Origin of the sequence: Arthrobacter russicus (assembly GCF_031454135.1) — a bacterium.
GTDB lineage: Bacteria > Actinomycetota > Actinomycetes > Actinomycetales > Micrococcaceae > Renibacterium > Renibacterium russicum.
Genome location: NZ_JAVDQF010000001.1, coordinates 645,460 through 663,245, shown reverse-complemented (window position 1 = coordinate 663,245; position 17,786 = coordinate 645,460). Strand labels below are relative to the sequence as shown.

The following is a 17,786-nucleotide window of genomic DNA, read 5'->3' as shown; positions in this document are numbered from 1 at the left end:
CTCGGAACCGGCTCAGAGGCCCAGTTCCGAGGCGAGTTCGACGCCGGGGTGGTGCAGTACCGTGCGGATGCCGAGCTTGGCCGCCGCGTCCAGATTCTCCTGCCGGTCGTCGATGAAAACCACCTGGTCGCCGCTGGCACCGAGTTCCTGCAGCACATGCTGGTAGATTTCCGGTTCGGGTTTCACCAGGCCGAGGTGGCCGCTGAAGAACAGCCGGGAAAAGTATTTCGCCCAAACACTCGAATGCTGGAAAAAGTCGGCCATCTCGGTGGGCATGTTCGACAGCAGGGCCATTTTGACGCCGCTGGAATCAATCGCCTCCAACACATCGAGGGTGTCCGAATTCAGATTCGACCAGGCGCGCAGGTCGAGCGCATGCAATTCCTCGCGGAGGCCGTCCGAGATTTCCCGGCCCACGACGCGCTGCCAGTACTCGGCGACGCCGATCCGCCCGGCGTCGTAGTCGACCCGGTATTGCCAGTAAGGCCCGTCCGGATTGGTCAAAGGCAAGCCGGCAGCTTCGGAGAGCGCCGCCCAATCCTGCTCGGTCGGCGCTTCGGATATGACCATTCCGTAGTCGAACAGATACCAGTTGGCTCGTGTGCTCACAGCAAGAGCCTACCGAAAACGGCCGGAATGCAAAGCCGGCCCGGTCGGCGGACCCGGTCGGCGGACCCGGCCGGCGGACCCGGCCGGGGCGTGCCGGAGCCGAAATCGTCGGAACCCGGAGCTAACCTTGGAAGGTGAGTTTGGATTTCACTGCGATCGACTTTGAAACCGCCAACGGCTTCAGGGGATCGCCTTGCGCCGTGGGCCTGAGTAGGGTGCGCGACGGGCGGATCATCGAAGAGGCTTTCTGGCTGATGCGTCCGCCGGCCGGGCATGATCACTTCGACCCGAGGAACATCGCGATCCACGGAGTGACTCCGGACCAAGTGGCCAGCCAGCCTCGGTTCGAGACGGTGTTCGACGAAATCGCCGGTTTCCTGGGCGATGACATCCTGGTGGCGCACAATGCGGCTTTCGATACCGGTGTGATGCGGGCGGCCCAGCAGGCTTCCGCGAAATCCGGCCCGCGTTACGATTACGCCTGCACCGTGATGCTCGCCAGACGCAGCTATTCGCTGCCCTCGTATTCCTTGCCGTTCGTCGCCGAAGCGGCCGGCGTGCCGCTGATCAACCACCACGACGCGATCGAAGACGCCCGGGCCTGCGCCGGGATCATGATCGACATCGCCGGCCGGCACGGGGCCGCGACGATCCAGGACCTGTACCGGGGGCTCGGGCTCGCCCTGCCGGTATTGGACGCCTTCGAAGCCGAGGGCCTGCCGCTGCCCGGCGCGCTGGAGCCGGGGAACTGGCTGGGCTGGCCGGAGGAAGGCGACAACCCCGAGCCGAATCCGGACGCGGACGCGAATCATCCGCTGTTCGGCCAAACCGTGGTGTTCACCGGGAACCTGCAGATTTCGCGCGGCAGCGCGAAAGCGAAGGCCGCCCAGGCAGGGGCCCGGCCGGCGTCCAGCGTGACCCGGAAGACCACGGTCCTGGTGGTGGGCGACGGATTCATCGCAGCCGATCTGCGCCGCGGTCAGACCGCCGGCTCCAGACTGACTGCGAAGGCCAAGCGGGTGCTCGAACTGCATGGCAAGGGCCAGCAGATCGAAGTGCTTTCGGAAGGCGAATTCATGCAGATGATCGGCTAGAAGTCGAAATCCACCCCGGTCAGCTCAGCTGAGAGCTGCCACAACCTGGTGGCCTGGCCGCCGTCGTACGCCTGGGCTGAGGCTTTCGCCGGGGCAGGCCGGCCGAGCAACTGGAACAACCGGCCCGGGCCCCACAAGGCACCGCCCTGGACGTCTTCGCCGATCGCCGCATGCACCGCGGGCCAGGCCCCGGCGTCCTTGCCCTGGGAGAAATTCCCGACCACGGCCTTGAGCAGGGGATGGATCGGCTCGCGCAAGTGCAGACCGGGCCGCTCCGGTGTGAAAGCGCTTGGGGCATTCCCCGGATGGGCTACCACGGAGCGTGCCTCGATGCCGTGCGCGCGCAGCCTCCGGTCGAGCTCGAAACCGAATTGCATCACGGCCAATTTCGAATTCTGGTAGTTGCTGAACCAGCTGCGCTCGCCGGGCAGCCCGGTGACCGGCTTGGCCCAAAGATGCGAAAGGCTGCCCAAATGCACCATCCGGGCGCCCGGAGTGGCACGCAAGGCCGGGAACAAGCGGGCCAAAAGCCCGAAGTGCGCCAAGTGGTTGGTGCCGAAAAACAGCTCGAAGCCGTCGCTGGTGCTGGCCGGCCCGTGATCGTGCACCACGCCCGCATTGGCCACGACCGCCGCCAGCGGTCCGTTCCCGGCCAGTGCGTCGGCAGCCCTGCGCACTGAAGCCAGGGAGCCCAGGTCGAGCTCCTGGAAGCCCAGTTCCGCCCCGGGGACCCGCTCCCGGATCGCGTTCATCGCCAGTTGCGCCCGCTCGGCATTTCGCGCGGCAATGATCACCGGCCGGCCGGCTTGGGCCAGTTGCTCCGAGATGAAATATCCGATCCCGTTGCTGCCTCCGGTGACTACCACCGCACCGTGCTCTGCCATTCCGTCAGCCTATACCTGCCGGATAAACTCGGCAGATGGCGCATCCGAGGATGTACGACGACGACGATCCGGTATTGGCCCGGGTGCGCGAGGTCGCGCTGGCCTTCCCCGAGGCCGTGGAGCGGGAGTCGCATGGTCGGCCGACCTTCCGTGCGGGGGAGTCGGGCAAGGTTTTCGGCTACTTCGGCCACGGTCAGTCCGGACGCCCGCGGCCGGCGTCGATCCTGGTGTTGGCCGAGCCGGCCGAACACGCAGCGTTGCTTGCCGATGACCGGTTCTACCTGCCCTCGTATCTCGCCTCGGCGGGTTGGCTCGGCCTGGATTTCGCAGCCGCCGAGGTGGATTGGCAGGAAGTGGCGGAGCTCCTGGACGGCTCCTACCGGATGGTGGCCAACGCCCGGTTGCTCGCCGTCCTGGATGCCACCGGTGGCCCGGCGCGCTCGCCGGACAGCCGCGGGCGGACTTAGTTCGACACAATCCTTGGGTAGGCACGGCAGCCAGTCCTACCCTGAGGAAATGGCACAGCTTTTCGAACCGCAGCGGGTCGCCAGCACGGTCGGCGATCCGGAGGGCAAGCCGCTGGTCTCGGTACGCCGGCCGTTGCTGAACCGGATTTTCGGATTCCCCAACCCGGTCAACGAATATGCCGCCAGGTTCACCGCAGGCATGGTCGTGGTATTCGCGCTGATCGTCTTGATCACCGGTTGGGGCTGGGGCTTGGCGCTGTTGGCCGTCGGCTTCGTGCTCCGGGTGCTTTTCGGGCCACGGGTTTCGCCGTTCGCGCTGCTCTCGGTGAAGGTCTTGGCGCCCCGGTTGGGTGCGCCGAAACTGGTAGCCGGGCCGCCGAAACGTTTTGCCCAGGGCATGGGCGCGGTGATCTCGATCGCCGCAGCGGTGTCCTACTTCGCCGGTGCGCCCTTGCTCGCCTGGACTTTGCTGCTGCTGCTGGTCGTCGCGGCGTCGCTCGAATCGTTCCTGGGCTTCTGCCTGGGCTGTGTGATTTTCGGCTTTTTGCAGCGCCGCGGAGTGATTCCGGCCTCGGTCTGCGAAGCCTGCAACAACGTCGGTTTCGGCACTGCCGCGCGTCGTGAAGGCACGCCGGCCGGTTGACTTGGCCGGTTTGACATGGCCGGTTGGCTTGGCCGGCTCGCTCGGCGGGCTGAGCCTGGCGCAGCCGGTTCAGTCCCGGGCACCGTCCGCGGCCGGCTCGAGGCCGCTGGAGCGCAGCAGCAGGTCGGCCATCGCCTGGATCAATTCCGGCGCCTCCGCCACGCGGAGCCAATCTTCCGGCAGGCCGGCCATCCCGTAATACGCGCCCAGGATGTTTCCGGCGATCGAGGCGGTGGAATCGGAGTCGCCGGGGTGGTTTGCCGCGATCCGGATCGCGGCACGGAAGTGCTCGCTCGGCCCGGCAGCCGGATCCGAGCTGGCCAAAACCGCGTAGACGGCGACCGCCAAGGCTTCGTCGGCGACCCAGCCCGCGCCGACCGCGGCGCAGAGTTCATCGCCGCGGAGCTGCCGATCGGGGCTGTGCCGTTCCGCGGAACCCAGAGCGACCGCGGTTTCGATCCGGTCCAGCAGATCGGGTTCGGCCGGCAGCTCGCGCAGGTAGCCGAGCATCGAGGCCACGGCGGCGTCCAATGGAAGCTGCGCCACGGCCAGTTGGTGGATCAGCCAGCTGAATCCGGCCGAAGCCTGGATCGCCACCGGGTGCCCGTGGGTCAACGCGGCGCCGTTCATGCTCATCTTGGCCACCGTGGCCGGCTCCAGATGGCCGATCAGCCCGAACGGCGCCGAGCGCATCACGGAGCCGCAGCCTTTGGCTTCGGGATCGATCGGTCGGAAGAGCGTGCCCATTTCGCCGGTCTTCAAAGAGTTCAGGCAGGCTTTGCCCGGATGGCGCTGCTGCTGCAGTACCGCTTGGCTGTCGATCCAGCGCAGTGGTGGCACCGGGGCGGAATCCAGCACTGGTGATTCGCCCTGGCTGCGCAGCCAGCGCAGATAGGCCAACCACAGACAGGCGGTGGGATCCGCGGGTACGCCTTGTTGCGCCCACTCCAAGGCCTCGGCCAAACCATCGACGGTGTACAGGGTCAATTGGGTGTCATCGGAAAACTCCACCGGGCCGGCGGCCTGAAACAGATCGAGCAATCCGGCAGGGCCGAACCTCCGTTTGATGGTTGCGGTGTCGTCGAATTCGACGAGGTACCCGAAGGCATCGCCCAGTGCGCCGCCCATCAGGCAGCCGTGGACCCTGGACGCGAAGCTGATCTGCATGCGGACCAATGTACCGGCATTCGACGGCGTGGGCACAGGCAGCACACAGAGCAGAGCCGGTACAGTATTCTCCAGGTATTCCCCGACCGCCTCCCGAACAAAGGAATGATATGGCTGTGGCCACCGCTTCAGAAGAAACCGAGCTCGAAAGCACACCCCGCGAGCACTCGCTCGTCGCCCGCCTGGGAGCGGAATTCCTGGGCACGTTCATCCTGATCTTCGGCGGCATCGGAACGACGTTGTCGGCCGTGCAGCAGACCGGGAACTCGCTTTCGGTGGCCTTGGGCTTCGGTCTGTCCCTGGTCGCGGTCACGATCCTGTTCGGCAAGGTCTCCGGCGGCCACTTCAACCCGGCCGTCTCGCTCGCTTCGGCGATCGCCGGACGGGTCAAGTGGCTGCACGCGCTGTACTACGTCGTGGTGCAGGTGCTCGGAGCCTTGTTCGCCGGGCTCGTGCTCTTCGTGATCTTCAATTCGCTGCCGGTATTCCGCACGCAATCCAGCACCGGCGGCGGGATCGGCACGGTTTTCCAGGCGCTGGCCAACGGTTTTGAAACCAGCTCGCCGAACCAGCTTCCGCTGTACAGCGCGCTCTTGATCGAGCTGGTGGGCGGTGCGGTCCTGGTCGCGGTAGTGCTTGCCGCCTGGCGCCCCTCGGTGAACAAGGCGGTGGCCCCGATCGCGATCGGCTTCACCTACGCAGTCTTGATTCTGGCCATGCTGCCGCTGACGAATGCCGGACTGAACCCGGCCCGTTCGATCTCCGTGGTGTTCTTTTCCAGCGGCAATGCGCTCGGACAGCTCTGGGTCTTCTGGGTGGCACCGCTGGTCGGTGCCGCGTTGGCCGGCTTGATCTACCGCGGTTTTGTGGTTCCGGAAGGCGATAGCGGCAAGAAGCCGGCGGCTGCCGAAGTCGACTCGGTGGAATTGGCGGATGCCGACGAAGAGGCCGATACCGAAGAAGCCGATGCCCCGGCTCCGGCCAAGGCCGCGGCGAAGCCGGTGCCGGCCCGCTCCTTGGTCGCCGACGAGCCCGTAGTCGACCCCGAAGCCAAGGACTTCTTCGACGGTCCGGCCAAAGGCTCGGCCGGCGACAAGAAGTAGCCGAAGCCGCAGCAGTCCCCAACAGCCGGGCCCGGTTCACGGGCCCGGCTGTTTTTTCGGCTGTCGGTGGCACCCCATAGGCTTGCGCTATGCGTTTCCTGCACACCTCCGATTGGCATTTGGGCCGGTCCTTCCACGGCGTCGGGCTGCTGGCCGCCCAGCAACGGTTCATCGACCAGCTGCTGGCGACGGTGGAGCACGAACAGGTCGACGTCTTGCTGATCTCCGGGGACGTCTATGACCGGGCGCTGCCTCCGGTCGACGTGGTCCGGCTTTTCAGTGCCACGCTGGCCCGGTTGCGGGCGGCCGGCGTCGAGGTCGTGATCAGCAGCGGGAACCACGACTCGGCGAGCCGGTTGGGCTTCGCGAGCGAAATCCTGGGCCATGGCGGCGTGCACATCCGGGCCGCCGTCGCGGACCTGGACCGGCCGGTGCTTTTCGACGGCGGCAAGATCGCGGTCTACGCGGTGCCCTATTTGGAACCGCGGATGGTGGCGGCGGAGCTCGACGTCGAGGCTCCGGACCACGAGTCGGTCACCGCTGCGGCGCTGCGCCGGGTGCATGCCGATGCCGCCGCCCGGCCGGGAACCCGGACAGTGCTCATGGCACACACTTTCGCCAGCGGCGGGATCGGTTCAAGTAGCGAACGGGAGCTCAGCGGGATGCGTTCCGGCGGGATCGGAGCGGTGCCGTTGGACCTTTTCGAGGGCTTCGATTACGTCGCGTTGGGCCATTTGCACGGTAGACAGCGATTGTCCGAATCGGTGCGTTACAGCGGCTCGCCGCTGGCCTATTCCTTTGCGGAAGCAGATCAGGCCAAGGGCGGGTGGCTGGTGGAGCTTTCCGCCACCGGGTTGGAGTCGGTGAAACCGATCAGCTGGCCGGCCGAGCGGGCCCTGTCTGTGCTGCGGGGCACGCTCGCGGAGTTGCTCGCGGAGCCCCGTTTCGCGGATTCGGCGGACGCTTATTGCCAGGTCACGCTGACCGATGAACGCAGGCCGGTGCAGGCGATGGAAAAGCTCCGCGAGCGGTTCCCGCTGACCTTGGTGCTGGAGCACGAACCGCCTCTCGGGGCCAGGCCGGTGCGGCAGAGCTATGCGCGGCGAATCGCCGAGGCGCAAAGCGATCTGGAGATCAGCGCCAGCTTTTTCGAACACGTCAGGTCAGCCCCGATCAACGCGACGGAAGCGTCGATGCTTGCTGCCGCCGTCGACGAGGTCCGTGCCGCAGAAGGCTCGGCATGAGAATCCACCGGCTGGAAATCCAGGCATTCGGTCCTTTCGTGCAACGTCAGGTGGTCGATTTCGACCGATTGGGCGAGCAGGGGCTGTTTTTGCTCGAAGGGGCGACCGGAGCCGGCAAGAGCAGTGTTTTGGATGCCATCTGTTTTGCGCTCTTTGCCAGCGTCCCCGGGGTCCGGCAAAGCGGTCAGCGGTTGCGCAGCGACCATGCCCCGGCAGACCTGGTACCGGAAGTCCTGCTCGAGTTCAGCATTCCCGGCCGGCAGTTCCGGATCCTCCGCAGCCCGGCCTGGCTGCGCCCGGCCAAGCGTGGCTCGTCGACGGTGCGCGAAAACGCCCAGGCGCTGCTTTCGGAAAAGCTCGATGGCGAATGGGTCGCGTTGTCGAGCCGGAACGACGAGGCAGCACACCAGATCCAGGCGCTGCTGGGCATGAACCGGGAGCAGTTCACCAAGGTGGTGATGCTCGCGCAAGGCGAATTCGCGGCCTTCCTGCGGGCGGACATCAAAGAACGCCAGGTCCTGCTCCAGCAGCTGTTCGGCACCGGACGATTCCGCTCGCTGGAACAGAAATTGCTCGAATCCGCGAGTTCGGCGCAGGACGGCGTGCAGTCGGCGCAGCAACAACTCGCCGAAATCCTGCACGCGGCGCGCTTGCAGGCCGAAGAATTCCTCCCGGCGTCGCCGGAGGCGGCGCAGGACGGTCCGACGCCGAACCCGGACGCCGGGCCAGCCGACTTCGAACATCTGCTCGGGGTTCTGGCCGAACGGCAGGCCGAGCTTTCGGCCTCGGCCCAACAGGCGGCGGAAGCCGCGGCCCGGGCTGCGGCGGAACTCGGCGCTGCCGAAAATCTGGCGGCCAGGCATGCCGAATTGGCGGCCGCCGAAGTCGCGGCGGAACTCGTGCAGGCGGGCGAGGCCGATCAGCTGGCCAGGGTCCGCGTACTCGAACAGCACCGGGCCGCGCAGGATCTCAGCCCCGATCTGGACCGGCTGCAGGCGGCCGAGGCGGCCGACGAGCTGGCCCGGCAGGATCAGGCGGCCGCGCAACGGAAACTCGAGGACCGAGGCTCGTGGATTCCCGGCGCGGATGCCCCGGCTGGGCAAGGCCCGACCGCCAGCAGCTTGGAGGCGGCGGCCAAAGCGCTCGCCGCGAGTATCGCGGTGGTCCGGTCCCTGCTGCCGGAAGAAGCCCAATTGCTGCGCCAACAGCGTGAAGCGGAGCAAGCCGCGGCCGAAGCGGAGGCAGCCGGGAAGCGCTTGTCCGCGGCCGAAGAGCTCGGCGACTCGTTGCTGGCAGAACGGGACGCGCTGATCGAGCAGCGGAGCTCGGTTTCGGCCGACGCCGGCTTGCTCGAGTCGCGGAATTCGGCGGCGCAACGGGCGAAAGCCGAGGCGGACGCCGGCGAAGGATTCCGCGGCACCGAAATCCGGCTCCGGGCCCTGGACCTCGAGCTGCGTGCCGCGGAGTCTGCCCAACTGGCATCGAAAGCCGGTTGGCTGGGGCTGATGCAGGCGCGCCTCGAACGGGCGGCAGGGGAGTTGGCCGCTGGACTGGCCGAGGGCGATCCGTGTCCGGTTTGCGGGGCAACCGAGCACCCGGCGCCGTCCGACTTGAAAGGCACGAGTCTGCAGCTGGTGGCGGAGGAGGAACGGGCGCGCGAAGACCACGAGCGGCGCGAATCGGACGTCGCGGTGATCCGGGATTCGGTCAATCAGGCGGCCGCCGAACTGGCTGCTTTCGCCGCCTTGGGCGGTGACCGCGATGCGGACCAGCTGGCCGCCGCGGTGGCGCGGTCCGCGGCGCAGGCGCAGGAATCGGAATCGGCGCAGCAGCAGTTGCTGCAGTACGGCGCGGAACTTGCCAGCTTGGAACCCCGGCTCGAAGCGGCCTTGGCCGCGGCCGCTGAAGCCAGAGCGCAGGTCCAGGAGCAGCGGGCGGCCTGTGCCTCGCTGCAGCGTGCCATCGGAGAACGCCAGAGCAAGGTCGCCGCCTGGCTGGCCGGCCATCAGTCGCTGGCCAGCCGGCTGGCCGAGTTGGCACAGGACGAATCCTTGTTGAGCGCGGCGCTCGGCACCCGGCGATCGGCGGAAACCGCGGCCGCGGAGCTCGCTGCGGCCGAATCGGCGATGGCCCGGAAACTCGCCGGCAGTCCGTTTGGCTCCGTCTCGGAGATCGCCGCCGCGCTGCAGCAGGACGGAGTCTTGGCCGAAGCAGCTGCGGCGAATGCCGCCTTCCAGGACGCCGCCATCCGGGTGCGCCAGCGGCTCGATGCCGAGCCGGTCCGGCAGGCGGCAACCGAGCGCGCGAACGGCGTTTCCGCGCTCGGGCCGGAGGCGCTGCAGGAACTGCGCAGTGCCGTCCAAACGGCCACTACGCAGGCAGAACGAGCCGGCTTGCAGCACCAGCTCTGCGGTCGGAGCCTGGCCGCAGTCCAACGGGCAGCTGCCCGGCATGCCGAATTGGAGCAGCAAACCGCACCGGAACGGGCCCGGGCCGAACTGCTCACCGGGCTGGCCGAGACCGCGCGCGGACTCGGCCAAAACGAGTTCAAAATGCCGCTGAGCGCCTATGTGCTCGCCGCCCGCCTGGAGCAGGTCGCGGAGGCTGCTTCGGAACGGCTCCAGGTGATGAGCGACGGTCGGTATCTGCTCGCGCACACCGACGCTTTGGCCGGCGGCAACAAGAAGTCCGGTCTTGGCCTGGAGGTGGTCGACGGCTGGACCGGGCAAAGCCGGGACACCAGCACGCTTTCCGGCGGGGAATCGTTCATGGCGTCCCTGGCCTTGGCGCTTGGCCTGGCAGATGTGGTGCAACGCGAGTCCGGGGGCATGCGCATCGACACGTTGTTCGTCGACGAAGGTTTCGGAAGCTTGGACGAGGAGTCCTTGGAAATGGTGATGGCCTCGATCGAGGGGCTGCGGGACAGCGGACGCACCGTGGGCCTGGTCAGCCATGTTGCCGAGCTCAAGCTCCGGATTCCGCAGCAATTGCACGTGGTGAAGGGGCGGCAGGGTTCCACGCTGCGGGCGCAGACCTCAGATCGGCTAGAATAGTCGGGTATCCGGGTCGGGTGCATCGGGCGGAGGGACGATGCACGTCTTTTTGGCATACGGATTTCAATGACTGCAGAACCTGCTCTTTCGACGACCCCCGCGGGCGGTCGCTTTTCCCAGCTGATCGGTCTCTCCGGCGGCGGATTCCTTCCCTTGGGCCTTTTCGCCCGTTTGCCGCTGGCGATGCTCACCGTCGGGGTACTGACCTTGCTCACCGCAGTGAGCCAGTCGTATGCCATCGGCGGCTTCGGCGCCGGTGCAGTCGGCATTGGCTCGGCCATGGGCGCACCGCTGCTGGGTTTTCTGGCCGATCGGCTCGGGCAGAAGCCGGTGCTGATCACGGCGGCCTTGGCGAATGCCGCAGCGGTGGCGCTGGTGCTGTTCCTGAGCTATTCGACCGCGGGCAGTCCGGAGGGCTTCACCCCCCAGGCCATGCTCTGGGTGCTGCTTTCGGCTTGGCTGGTCGGCGCAACCTCCCCGCAAGTCGGCCCGTTGGCACGGGTGCGTTGGATGGCCTTGGTCCGGCGTGCGCCCGCGGAGCGGCGTGATGCCGTGCTGGACACTGCACTGTCCTACGAGAGCACCGCAGACGAGTTGACTTTCGTGCTGGGTCCGGCGCTCGTGGGCCTGCTGGCTTCGTTCATCGCACCTTGGCTGCCCTTGGCGCTCGCCGCGAGCCTGACCCTGACCCTGGTGGTCTTGTTCGCGCTGCACCGCACGGTGGATGCGGTGCCGGTGCTGCGCGGCGGAAAGCAGACGCCGGGACTGGCCGAAGCCCCGACTGACCGTTGGCTTTGGCTCACCGTGGCCGTGCCGGTGTTGGGCATGGTCTGCATGGGCACGTTCTTCGGCGCCACCCAGACGTCGCTCAGCGCCTTCGCCGGCGAGGTCGCTGCGGACGCTGGCGGTGCCGAACTGGCCGGCTTGCTGTACGCCGTGATGGGTCTGAGCTCGGCCGCGGCAGCTTTGTCGGTCGCATATTGGCCGCGTAGTTTAGTGCCCCGCTGGCGTTGGGTCGCCGCAGCGGCCCTGATGGCGGCAATGGCCTGGCTGTTGTTGCTGCCGCAGGGCATTTGGCCGATGCTCGTGGTGTTGTTCCTGCTCGGCATTCCAGTGGGTCCGACCATGGTCACGATTTTCACGATCGGCGGCATCGTGGCGCCACGACGCTGGCTGGGCACCGTGATGACCGCGTTGGCCAGCGGGATCGTTGCGGGCACCGCGATCGGTGCCTCGATCGCCGGTTCGCTCGCGCAGAACCAGGGCTACCACCAAGCGTTCATCGTTCCGGTGGTGGCGGCCTTCCTGTTGTTCGTGCTCGGTCTGGTCACCGCGCTGCGGCTGCGCCGGGCTGCTTGAACCGATGCCCGGGGCCGCGGGGCCGGTTCAGCGCAGGGCATTCTCGATGGCGGATGCGGCGTCGCGCAGCCGCTCGCCGATCGTCGCGACCGGGAGCTCGGACCGAATGTAGACCACTGCGATCGCTGCCGGATGCCGGCCGGGCAGAATGATCGGTGCGGCAACCGAATTCAGCCCGGGAATCACCTCGTCGTGGCTGACCGCGTAACCCTCCCGGGCCGCCTGGTGCGACTGGGCGCGGTACGGTTGCCCGGGTGCTGCGAGCTGCCATTCGGCCTCACTGAGCACCGATTGGATCGCCATCCCGGGCGCGCCGAGGGAGAGCGGGTGCCGGGTTCCGGGGCGCTGCGCCACGGTCGGGCCGGTATGCCGTGGTTCGACCGTGACCAGGGTGACGCAGTCCGCCCGGTCCCAGACCCCGATGAAGGCCGTCATGCCGAATTCTTCGGCGATTCGGCTCAGCTCCGGCATCGCGGCGCTTTGCAGGTCATGCGAGACGCTCCGGGCGAGCACCGCGAGTCCGGCGCCCGGGGACACCCGTCCGGCCGCATCGCGGATCACCAACGAATGGTCCTCGAGCGTGCGCAGGATCCGGTAGGCGATCGACCGGTGCACGCCCAGGGCTTCGGAGAGCTCGGCGATGCTCATGGCCCCGGAGGCTTCGGCCAAGATCTCCAGGGCGCGGATGCCCCGGGAGAGGGTTTGCGAGTGCGCTGCGTCGTTGGCGGCCATGAAGCTCCCTTGTGGCGTGGCTCACGAATTGATATAGTTCATTATTAGCACATGATGTTCGATAATAGAACATTCAAAGACGCTCGAATCCATGGACGCAATCGAGGGAGACAGTGTGAACGCACCGGCATCGGACCAGCCCGGGCGCCGTACCCTGCGCCCCCGCGAGCATCATTTCCGGGGTTCGCTCGGTCGATTCGCCACTGGCGTGGCGATCGTGACTTTCGACGGGGCCGGCATCGCCGAAGCGCCCGGCAAGCGGCACGGGCTGACCGTGAATTCCTTCACCTCGGTCTCCATGGACCCGCCTCTGGTGCTGGTTTCGATCGCCCGGAGCACCAAGGCGCACAACGAACTCAAGAATCGGCCTTTCACGGTCAACATCCTGGGCGCCGAACAGCAAGGGCTGGCCATGCACTTCGCCGGACGCCCCGCACACGAGCCGGTCTGGGCGGAAGGGCAGGTCGCACCGCGGCTGGCGAACGTGCTGGCATTCTTCGAATGCAAACCCTGGGCCGAATACGACGGCGGCGACCACACGCTCTACCTCGGTGAAGTGGTCGACTTCGATTACCGCAACGGTGATGCCCTGGCCTTTGCGAACAGCCGGTTCACCACCATTCCAGAAAGCCAACTGGGCGTCGAAGACTTGCTCTGAAGCCGCCGTCGAACATCTCACATCCCCTCCCGAAGAAAGCAGAAGCCATGGGTATCCGTACCGGCCAGCAGTACTTGGACAAGCTGAACGCAATGCGTCCGCACGTGGTCATCGACGGCGAGGTGGTCAGCGAAAACATCGCCGAGCACCCCGCTTTCGCCAATGTAGCGCGCACCTACGCGAAGCTTTTCGACATGCAGCACGATCCGAAGTACCAGGATGCGCTGACCTTCACCTCGCCGAGCACCGGCGACAAGGTCAATGCCTCGTTCCTGATCCCGCGGACCCAGGAAGACCTGGCGCACCGGCGCGCGGCGATCTCCACCTGGGCGGAGTACTCCAACGGCTTCCTGGGCCGCACCGGCGATTACATGAACTCCTCGCTCACCGCGCTCGCCGCGGCGGAGAAGTGGTTCGCGAAAGCCGGCGACGACTCCGGGATCGACTTCGGCGCGAACATCCGGGCCTACTACGAGCACTGCCGGGAAAACGATCTGCTGGCCACGCACACGCTGATTCCGCCGCAGGTGAACCGCTCGGTTTCCGGTTCGGAACAGCTCGGCGGACAGCTCGCCGCGCGGATCATCGAGGAGCGCGAGGACGGCATCGTCATCCACGGCGCGCGGATGCTCGCTACGATTGCGCCGATCGCCGACGAGCTGCTGGTCTTCCCGTCGACGGTGCTGCGCGGAACGCCGGAGGACGCGCCGTATTCCTACGCCTTCGCGATTCCGAACGATGCCGAAGGCGTGCGCTACCTGTGCCGCACCTCGCTCTACAACGGCAAGAGCGTCCATGATGAGCCGCTGGCTTCGCGCTTCGAGGAAATGGACGCCGTGGTGGTGTTCGACAACGTCTTCGTGCCGAAGGAACGCATCTTCATGTTGGGCCACCCGGAGCTGTGCAACGGGTTCTACTCGGAAACCGGGGCCGGCGCGTTGATGACGCACCAGGTGGTTACCCGGACCATCGCCAAGAGCGAATTCTTCCTGGGTTTGGCCTCGGAATTGGCGGCGTCGATCGGCATCGACGGGTTCCAGCACATCCAGGAGGACCTGGCCGAACTGATCCAGACCGTGGAGATCGGCAAAGCCCTGATGCGCGCCTCGGAAGCGGACGCCGCGCTCAGCGAGGACGGCGTGATGCTGCCCAAGTGGTCCAGTCTCAACGCAGCGCGCAACTGGTACCCCAAAGTGGCGCAGCGCTTCCCGCAGATCATCCGGAAATTCTCCGCGAGCGGCTTGATGGCACTGCCGGGTGAGGCGGATGTGAACTCGGACGCGCTGGCGGACATCGAGTTGTACCTGCAGGCCAAGACGCTGACCGGCCCGGAGCGGGTGCGTTTGTTCAAGCTCGCCTACGATGCATCGATTTCCTCGTTCTCCGGTCGCCAAGCGCTCTACGAGTACTTCTTCTTCGGCGATCCGGTGCGGATGGCCGGGGCGCTGGTGAACTCCTACGACCGCGAGCCGGTCCGGGAACGGGTCCGCGAGTTCCTGACCCGCGAGGACTGACCCCCGCCGCCTCCCAACATACGCGCGAACGCACACTTGGTGCGGGAGTTTTCCGAAAACTCCCGCACCAAGTGTGCGTTCGCGCGTGAATTTGCCCGGTTCGCTGACCGCAGGGGCATGGCCTGGGCGCTTCCGGAGTGCTGGACTGGGGGAGACGGAAGGATCCACCATGGCCGAGGCAGTTGCGGACTTGCTGCTCACCAGCGCCCGGATCGACGTGCGCGCCGACGGCTCGCCGCCGGAAACCACGATGGCGGTCGGCGCCGGCAAGGTGCTGGCCTTGGGCCGGGCCGCAGAACAGTTCGTCGGGAATCGGACGGTCCGTCTGGATCTGGCCGGGCAAGCCGTGCTGCCCGGTTTCGTCGACGTGCACAACCACCACTCGTTGGCCGGCCAGGCCGCGCTGTCCGAGGTCCGGGTGGCTTCGGACAGGCCATTGGACGTGCTGCTCGAAGCGGTGCGGGAATTCGCGGTCAAGCGGCCCGAGGCCGACTGGATCGTCGGCGGGAGCTGGTCCAGCAATGACCTGTCCGGACTGAACACCGCCGAGGCCCGACGCCGGCTGGACGCCGCCGCGCCGGGGCGGAAGGTGATGCTCCGGGACGACAGCATCCACAACCGCTGGGTCAGCCCAGCCGCACTGCGCCGGTTGGGCATCGATGCCGGCAGCGCGGATCCGGAGGGCGGGAAGATCCTGCACGCCGGAGACGGCGAACCATCCGGAGTGCTGTTGGAACGCGCAGCGGTGCTCGCCGATCTGGCGATCGCGCAGGACCAGCCGTTCGGCCTGGCGGACCTCGAGCGATTCAGCGCGCACGCCGTCGGGCAGTTGCACAGCCATGGGATCACGGCTTTCCAAGACGGTGCGAGCTCGCTGCAGCAGATGGAGGCACTCGCCAGCCTGGACCGGCAGGGTCGGCTGAAAGCCTGGGTGGTGACTTCGATGCTGGCGAATGATCCATTGTTCGGTGTATCGCCGTTGGGCGAGGGGATCATCGGAGCACGGGAGCAGACCCGCAGTGCGCGCCATCGGCCGGACTTCGTGAAGATCTTCTTGGACGGGGTGCCGCCGGCCGGCACGGCCTGCTTCTTGCAGCCCTATCCGAAATCCCCGGTGCTCCCGGACGGCGGGCAGGGCGAACCGGCCATGGACGGCGCCGAGCTCCGGCGCTGGCTGCGCAGCACTGCCGAGCGGGGCATCGGGGCCAAAGTGCACTGCACCGGCGACGCCGCGGTCCGGACCTTCCTCGATGCGGTCGCGGATGTCCGGGCGGCCGGACTGCACACCGTGCGCTACCAATTGGCGCACGGGCAGTTCATCGATCCGGCAGATCTACCGCGCTTGGCCGAACTCGGCGTGGCCGCGGACATCTCGCCGGGGCTTTGGTACCCCGGACCGCTGACCGGGGTGATCGCCCAGGTGCTGGGCGAGCCCCGCGGCAGCAGACTGCACCCGAACCGGGATCTGCTCGATTCCGGAGCGCTGCTCGGCGTCGGATCGGATTGGCAATCGGAGTTCGAACCGAATGTCTTCCAGGCGGTTTACGGGCTGGTCACCCGGCAGGATCCGCAGCGCCGGACACCGGGTTCACTCTGGCCGGAACAAGCGATCAGCCTGCATGAGGCGCTGGCCGCGGTCACCGGCGACGCCGCCCGGATCTGTGGCCTGGACGACGTCACCGGGGCCCTGTCGCCTGGCCGGTCCGCGGATTTCGTGGTGCTGGCATCGAGTCCCTACGAACTGCCGGTCGAGGCATTGCCGGATCTGCAGGTGGCGCAGACCTGGTTCGCCGGGGAGCAGGTCTTCGAGCGTCGCTGAACCCGAGCGATCGCCCGGACCGCCGGCGTCAGGCCTTCAGCGCCGCGTCGGCAACCCGCAGGCCCACCCCGCGGGGCTCTTTCACGAAGGACAAGCCGACCAGCGAAATCAGGCAGAGCACGATCATGTAGACCGCGATGCTGCCGGACCACTTGGTGTTGTCCAGGAGCCATTGCGAGAGCAGCGGAGCGAAGGCGCCGCCGAGGATCGCGCCCAAGGCGTAACCGATGGAGACTCCGGAATAGCGCACCTGCACCGGGAACATCTCGGCGTACAGCGCGGACATCGGCCCGTAGGACAGCCCCAAGCCGAAGCCCATCACCACCACCGCGATCAGGAACAACCAGATATTCGTGCTGTCGATGAGCAAGAACATCGGCAGCATCCAGACGATCAATGCGAGGTAGCCGATCTGGAACGTGCGCACCCGGCCGATCCGGTCCGAGAGCGCCCCGCCGTAGAGCGAGAACACCAACCAGCTGAGCGCGCCGACCATGACGATCGGCAACACCGTGCCGGTGGGCATCTTCAGGGTCTTGGTGGCGTAGGAAGAGAAGAAAGCGATCAGCAGGTAGCCCACCGCATTGTTGCCGATGAAGATCAGAGCGGTGAGGATGACTTCTTTGGTGTTCTTCCGGAACAACTGCACCAGCGGGGCCGAGGACTCGCGTTTGCGCTCGGCGAGCTCTTTGAACACCGGGCTCTCCGCCACGGTCCGGCGGATCACGTAGCCCACCACGATCAGCAGCACAGAGACCAGGAACGGAATCCGCCAGCCCCAGGCCAGGTACTGTTCGGCGCCCAGGACCGCATTGAGCACGAAGATCACCGACGAGGCCAGAATCAGACCCACCGGAACCCCGATTTGCGGGTACGCGCCCCACCGCCCGCGCCGGGCCGTCGGTGCGTGTTCCACCGCCATCAATGCGGCACCGCCCCACTCGCCGCCCGCGGAGAAGCCCTGCAGAATCCGCAACAAAGTCAACAGCAGCGGAGCCCAGATCCCGATCTGCACGAAGGTCGGCAACACCCCGATCAGGGCAGTGGCCGTGCCCATCATGATCAAGGTGAGCACGAGCATCGCCTTGCGGCCGATCCGATCGCCCAGATGCCCGGCCACGATCGCGCCGAGCGGGCGGAACAGGAACGAGATGCCCACCGAGGCCCAAGCGAACAACTGGGCCACCGGCGAGTTGGCCGGCCCGAGCGGGGCGAAGTACAGCTGGGCGAAAACCAGACCTGCGGCCTGGGCATAGATGAAGAAGTCGTACCACTCGATGGTGGTGCCGACCAGCGTCCCGGCAAGGACCTTGCGGTCTTCGCCGGACATCTTCTTGCGAGCGATTGCGGTATTGCTCATCCGAACTCCTTCGTCCGTGGCTCTAACATTGGTTGGCACGAAGGCCGGATGGAGGGCTGCGGTGTGGTGGGCACCGCGAT

General features: G+C 66.9%; 15 protein-coding genes. 10 read left to right on the top strand and 5 right to left on the bottom strand.

All coding sequences use genetic code 11. The annotated features are described in order from the left end of the window. Positions 1 to 12: 12 nt before the first annotated feature. Complete coding sequence (locus JOE69_RS03115) at positions 13 to 609, bottom strand: HAD family hydrolase (protein WP_296363617.1); 597 nt, start codon at positions 607 to 609, stop codon at positions 13 to 15. 134 nt (positions 610 to 743) lie between these two features. On the opposite strand from JOE69_RS03115, the gene JOE69_RS03110 reads away from it, so the two are divergent. After that, positions 744 to 1,703, top strand: a complete 960-nt coding sequence (locus tag JOE69_RS03110) for an exonuclease domain-containing protein (RefSeq protein WP_296363616.1) — start codon at positions 744 to 746, stop codon at positions 1,701 to 1,703. Here the strand turns inward: JOE69_RS03110 and JOE69_RS03105 are convergent. Then, entirely contained in the window at positions 1,700 to 2,587 is an 888-nt protein-coding gene (locus tag JOE69_RS03105) for an SDR family NAD(P)-dependent oxidoreductase (RefSeq protein WP_309796030.1), read from the bottom strand. The genes JOE69_RS03110 and JOE69_RS03105 overlap by 4 nt on opposite strands. Before the next feature lie 35 nt (positions 2,588 to 2,622). Between JOE69_RS03105 and JOE69_RS03100 the strand changes: the two genes are divergently transcribed. Further along, the gene (locus tag JOE69_RS03100; RefSeq protein WP_309796028.1) at positions 2,623 to 3,054 is read left to right on the top strand and encodes an MmcQ/YjbR family DNA-binding protein; all 432 of its coding nucleotides are present in this window, start codon (positions 2,623 to 2,625) and stop codon (positions 3,052 to 3,054) included. Between the two features lie 49 nt (positions 3,055 to 3,103). Beyond that, positions 3,104 to 3,697: a DUF4395 domain-containing protein gene (locus JOE69_RS03095; RefSeq protein ID WP_309796026.1), complete on the top strand. Its 594-nt coding sequence runs from the start codon at positions 3,104 to 3,106 to the stop codon at positions 3,695 to 3,697. 69 nt (positions 3,698 to 3,766) lie between these two features. On the opposite strand, the gene JOE69_RS03090 is transcribed toward JOE69_RS03095, so the two are convergent. After that, on the bottom strand, positions 3,767 to 4,864 hold the full coding sequence (locus JOE69_RS03090) for an ADP-ribosylglycohydrolase family protein (RefSeq protein ID WP_309796025.1): 1,098 nt from the start codon (positions 4,862 to 4,864) through the stop codon (positions 3,767 to 3,769). A gap of 110 nt (positions 4,865 to 4,974) precedes the next feature. On the opposite strand from JOE69_RS03090, the gene JOE69_RS03085 reads away from it, so the two are divergent. The 4 genes from JOE69_RS03085 to JOE69_RS03070 all read left to right on the top strand — a co-directional run bounded on the left by JOE69_RS03085 (position 4,975) and on the right by JOE69_RS03070 (position 11,623). After that, entirely contained in the window at positions 4,975 to 5,967 is a 993-nt protein-coding gene (locus JOE69_RS03085; RefSeq protein WP_309796023.1) for an MIP/aquaporin family protein, read from the top strand. 89 nt (positions 5,968 to 6,056) lie between these two features. Next, the gene (locus JOE69_RS03080) at positions 6,057 to 7,211 is read left to right on the top strand and encodes an exonuclease SbcCD subunit D (protein ID WP_309796021.1); all 1,155 of its coding nucleotides are present in this window, start codon (positions 6,057 to 6,059) and stop codon (positions 7,209 to 7,211) included. Further along, positions 7,208 to 10,264, top strand: coding sequence for an AAA family ATPase (locus JOE69_RS03075; protein ID WP_309796019.1), 3,057 nt, complete (start codon positions 7,208 to 7,210; stop codon positions 10,262 to 10,264). Before JOE69_RS03080 ends, JOE69_RS03075 begins: the two co-directional genes overlap by 4 nt. A 66-nt stretch (positions 10,265 to 10,330) precedes the next feature. Then, positions 10,331 to 11,623 carry an MFS transporter gene (locus JOE69_RS03070; RefSeq protein ID WP_309796016.1) on the top strand — a complete coding sequence of 431 codons (1,293 nt, stop codon included), beginning with the start codon at positions 10,331 to 10,333 and terminating at the stop codon, positions 11,621 to 11,623. Between the two features lie 27 nt (positions 11,624 to 11,650). Here JOE69_RS03070 and JOE69_RS03065 read toward each other — a convergent pair whose 3' ends face one another. Continuing rightward, the gene (locus JOE69_RS03065; protein WP_309796014.1) at positions 11,651 to 12,355 is read right to left on the bottom strand and encodes an IclR family transcriptional regulator; all 705 of its coding nucleotides are present in this window, start codon (positions 12,353 to 12,355) and stop codon (positions 11,651 to 11,653) included. 91 nt (positions 12,356 to 12,446) lie between these two features. Here JOE69_RS03065 and JOE69_RS03060 point away from each other — a divergent pair, with 91 nt between their 5' ends. From JOE69_RS03060 to JOE69_RS03050, 3 genes are all read left to right on the top strand, one after another. Continuing rightward, a complete protein-coding gene (locus JOE69_RS03060; RefSeq protein WP_309796011.1) occupies positions 12,447 to 13,013 on the top strand; it encodes a flavin reductase family protein in 567 nt (188 codons plus the stop codon). A gap of 47 nt (positions 13,014 to 13,060) precedes the next feature. Further along, positions 13,061 to 14,527 (top strand): 4-hydroxyphenylacetate 3-monooxygenase, oxygenase component, encoded by a 1,467-nt coding sequence (gene hpaB, locus JOE69_RS03055; RefSeq protein WP_296363605.1) that lies wholly within the window; start codon positions 13,061 to 13,063, stop codon positions 14,525 to 14,527. A gap of 169 nt (positions 14,528 to 14,696) precedes the next feature. Next, positions 14,697 to 16,346: an amidohydrolase gene (locus JOE69_RS03050; protein WP_309796008.1), complete on the top strand. Its 1,650-nt coding sequence runs from the start codon at positions 14,697 to 14,699 to the stop codon at positions 16,344 to 16,346. A gap of 28 nt (positions 16,347 to 16,374) precedes the next feature. Here JOE69_RS03050 and JOE69_RS03045 read toward each other — a convergent pair whose 3' ends face one another. After that, positions 16,375 to 17,706 (bottom strand): MFS transporter, encoded by a 1,332-nt coding sequence (locus JOE69_RS03045; protein ID WP_309796006.1) that lies wholly within the window; start codon positions 17,704 to 17,706, stop codon positions 16,375 to 16,377. Positions 17,707 to 17,786: the final 80 nt, after the last annotated feature.

What these genes read in the sequence shown, in the direction of transcription:
- JOE69_RS03105 (WP_309796030.1), bottom strand. Translation starts at nt 2,587, where the DNA reads ATGGCAGAGCACGGTGCGGTGGTAGTCACCGGAGGCAGCAACGGGATC.
- JOE69_RS03100 (WP_309796028.1), top strand. Translation starts at nt 2,623, where the DNA reads ATGGCGCATCCGAGGATGTACGACGACGACGATCCGGTATTGGCCCGG.
- JOE69_RS03095 (WP_309796026.1), top strand. Translation starts at nt 3,104, where the DNA reads ATGGCACAGCTTTTCGAACCGCAGCGGGTCGCCAGCACGGTCGGCGAT.
- JOE69_RS03090 (WP_309796025.1), bottom strand. Translation starts at nt 4,864, where the DNA reads ATGCAGATCAGCTTCGCGTCCAGGGTCCACGGCTGCCTGATGGGCGGC.
- JOE69_RS03085 (WP_309796023.1), top strand. Translation starts at nt 4,975, where the DNA reads ATGGCTGTGGCCACCGCTTCAGAAGAAACCGAGCTCGAAAGCACACCC.
- JOE69_RS03080 (WP_309796021.1), top strand. Translation starts at nt 6,057, where the DNA reads ATGCGTTTCCTGCACACCTCCGATTGGCATTTGGGCCGGTCCTTCCAC.
- JOE69_RS03075 (WP_309796019.1), top strand. Translation starts at nt 7,208, where the DNA reads ATGAGAATCCACCGGCTGGAAATCCAGGCATTCGGTCCTTTCGTGCAA.
- JOE69_RS03070 (WP_309796016.1), top strand. Translation starts at nt 10,331, where the DNA reads ATGACTGCAGAACCTGCTCTTTCGACGACCCCCGCGGGCGGTCGCTTT.
- JOE69_RS03065 (WP_309796014.1), bottom strand. Translation starts at nt 12,355, where the DNA reads ATGGCCGCCAACGACGCAGCGCACTCGCAAACCCTCTCCCGGGGCATC.
- JOE69_RS03060 (WP_309796011.1), top strand. Translation starts at nt 12,447, where the DNA reads ATGGACGCAATCGAGGGAGACAGTGTGAACGCACCGGCATCGGACCAG.
- hpaB (WP_296363605.1), top strand. Translation starts at nt 13,061, where the DNA reads ATGGGTATCCGTACCGGCCAGCAGTACTTGGACAAGCTGAACGCAATG.
- JOE69_RS03050 (WP_309796008.1), top strand. Translation starts at nt 14,697, where the DNA reads ATGGCCGAGGCAGTTGCGGACTTGCTGCTCACCAGCGCCCGGATCGAC.
- JOE69_RS03045 (WP_309796006.1), bottom strand. Translation starts at nt 17,706, where the DNA reads ATGAGCAATACCGCAATCGCTCGCAAGAAGATGTCCGGCGAAGACCGC.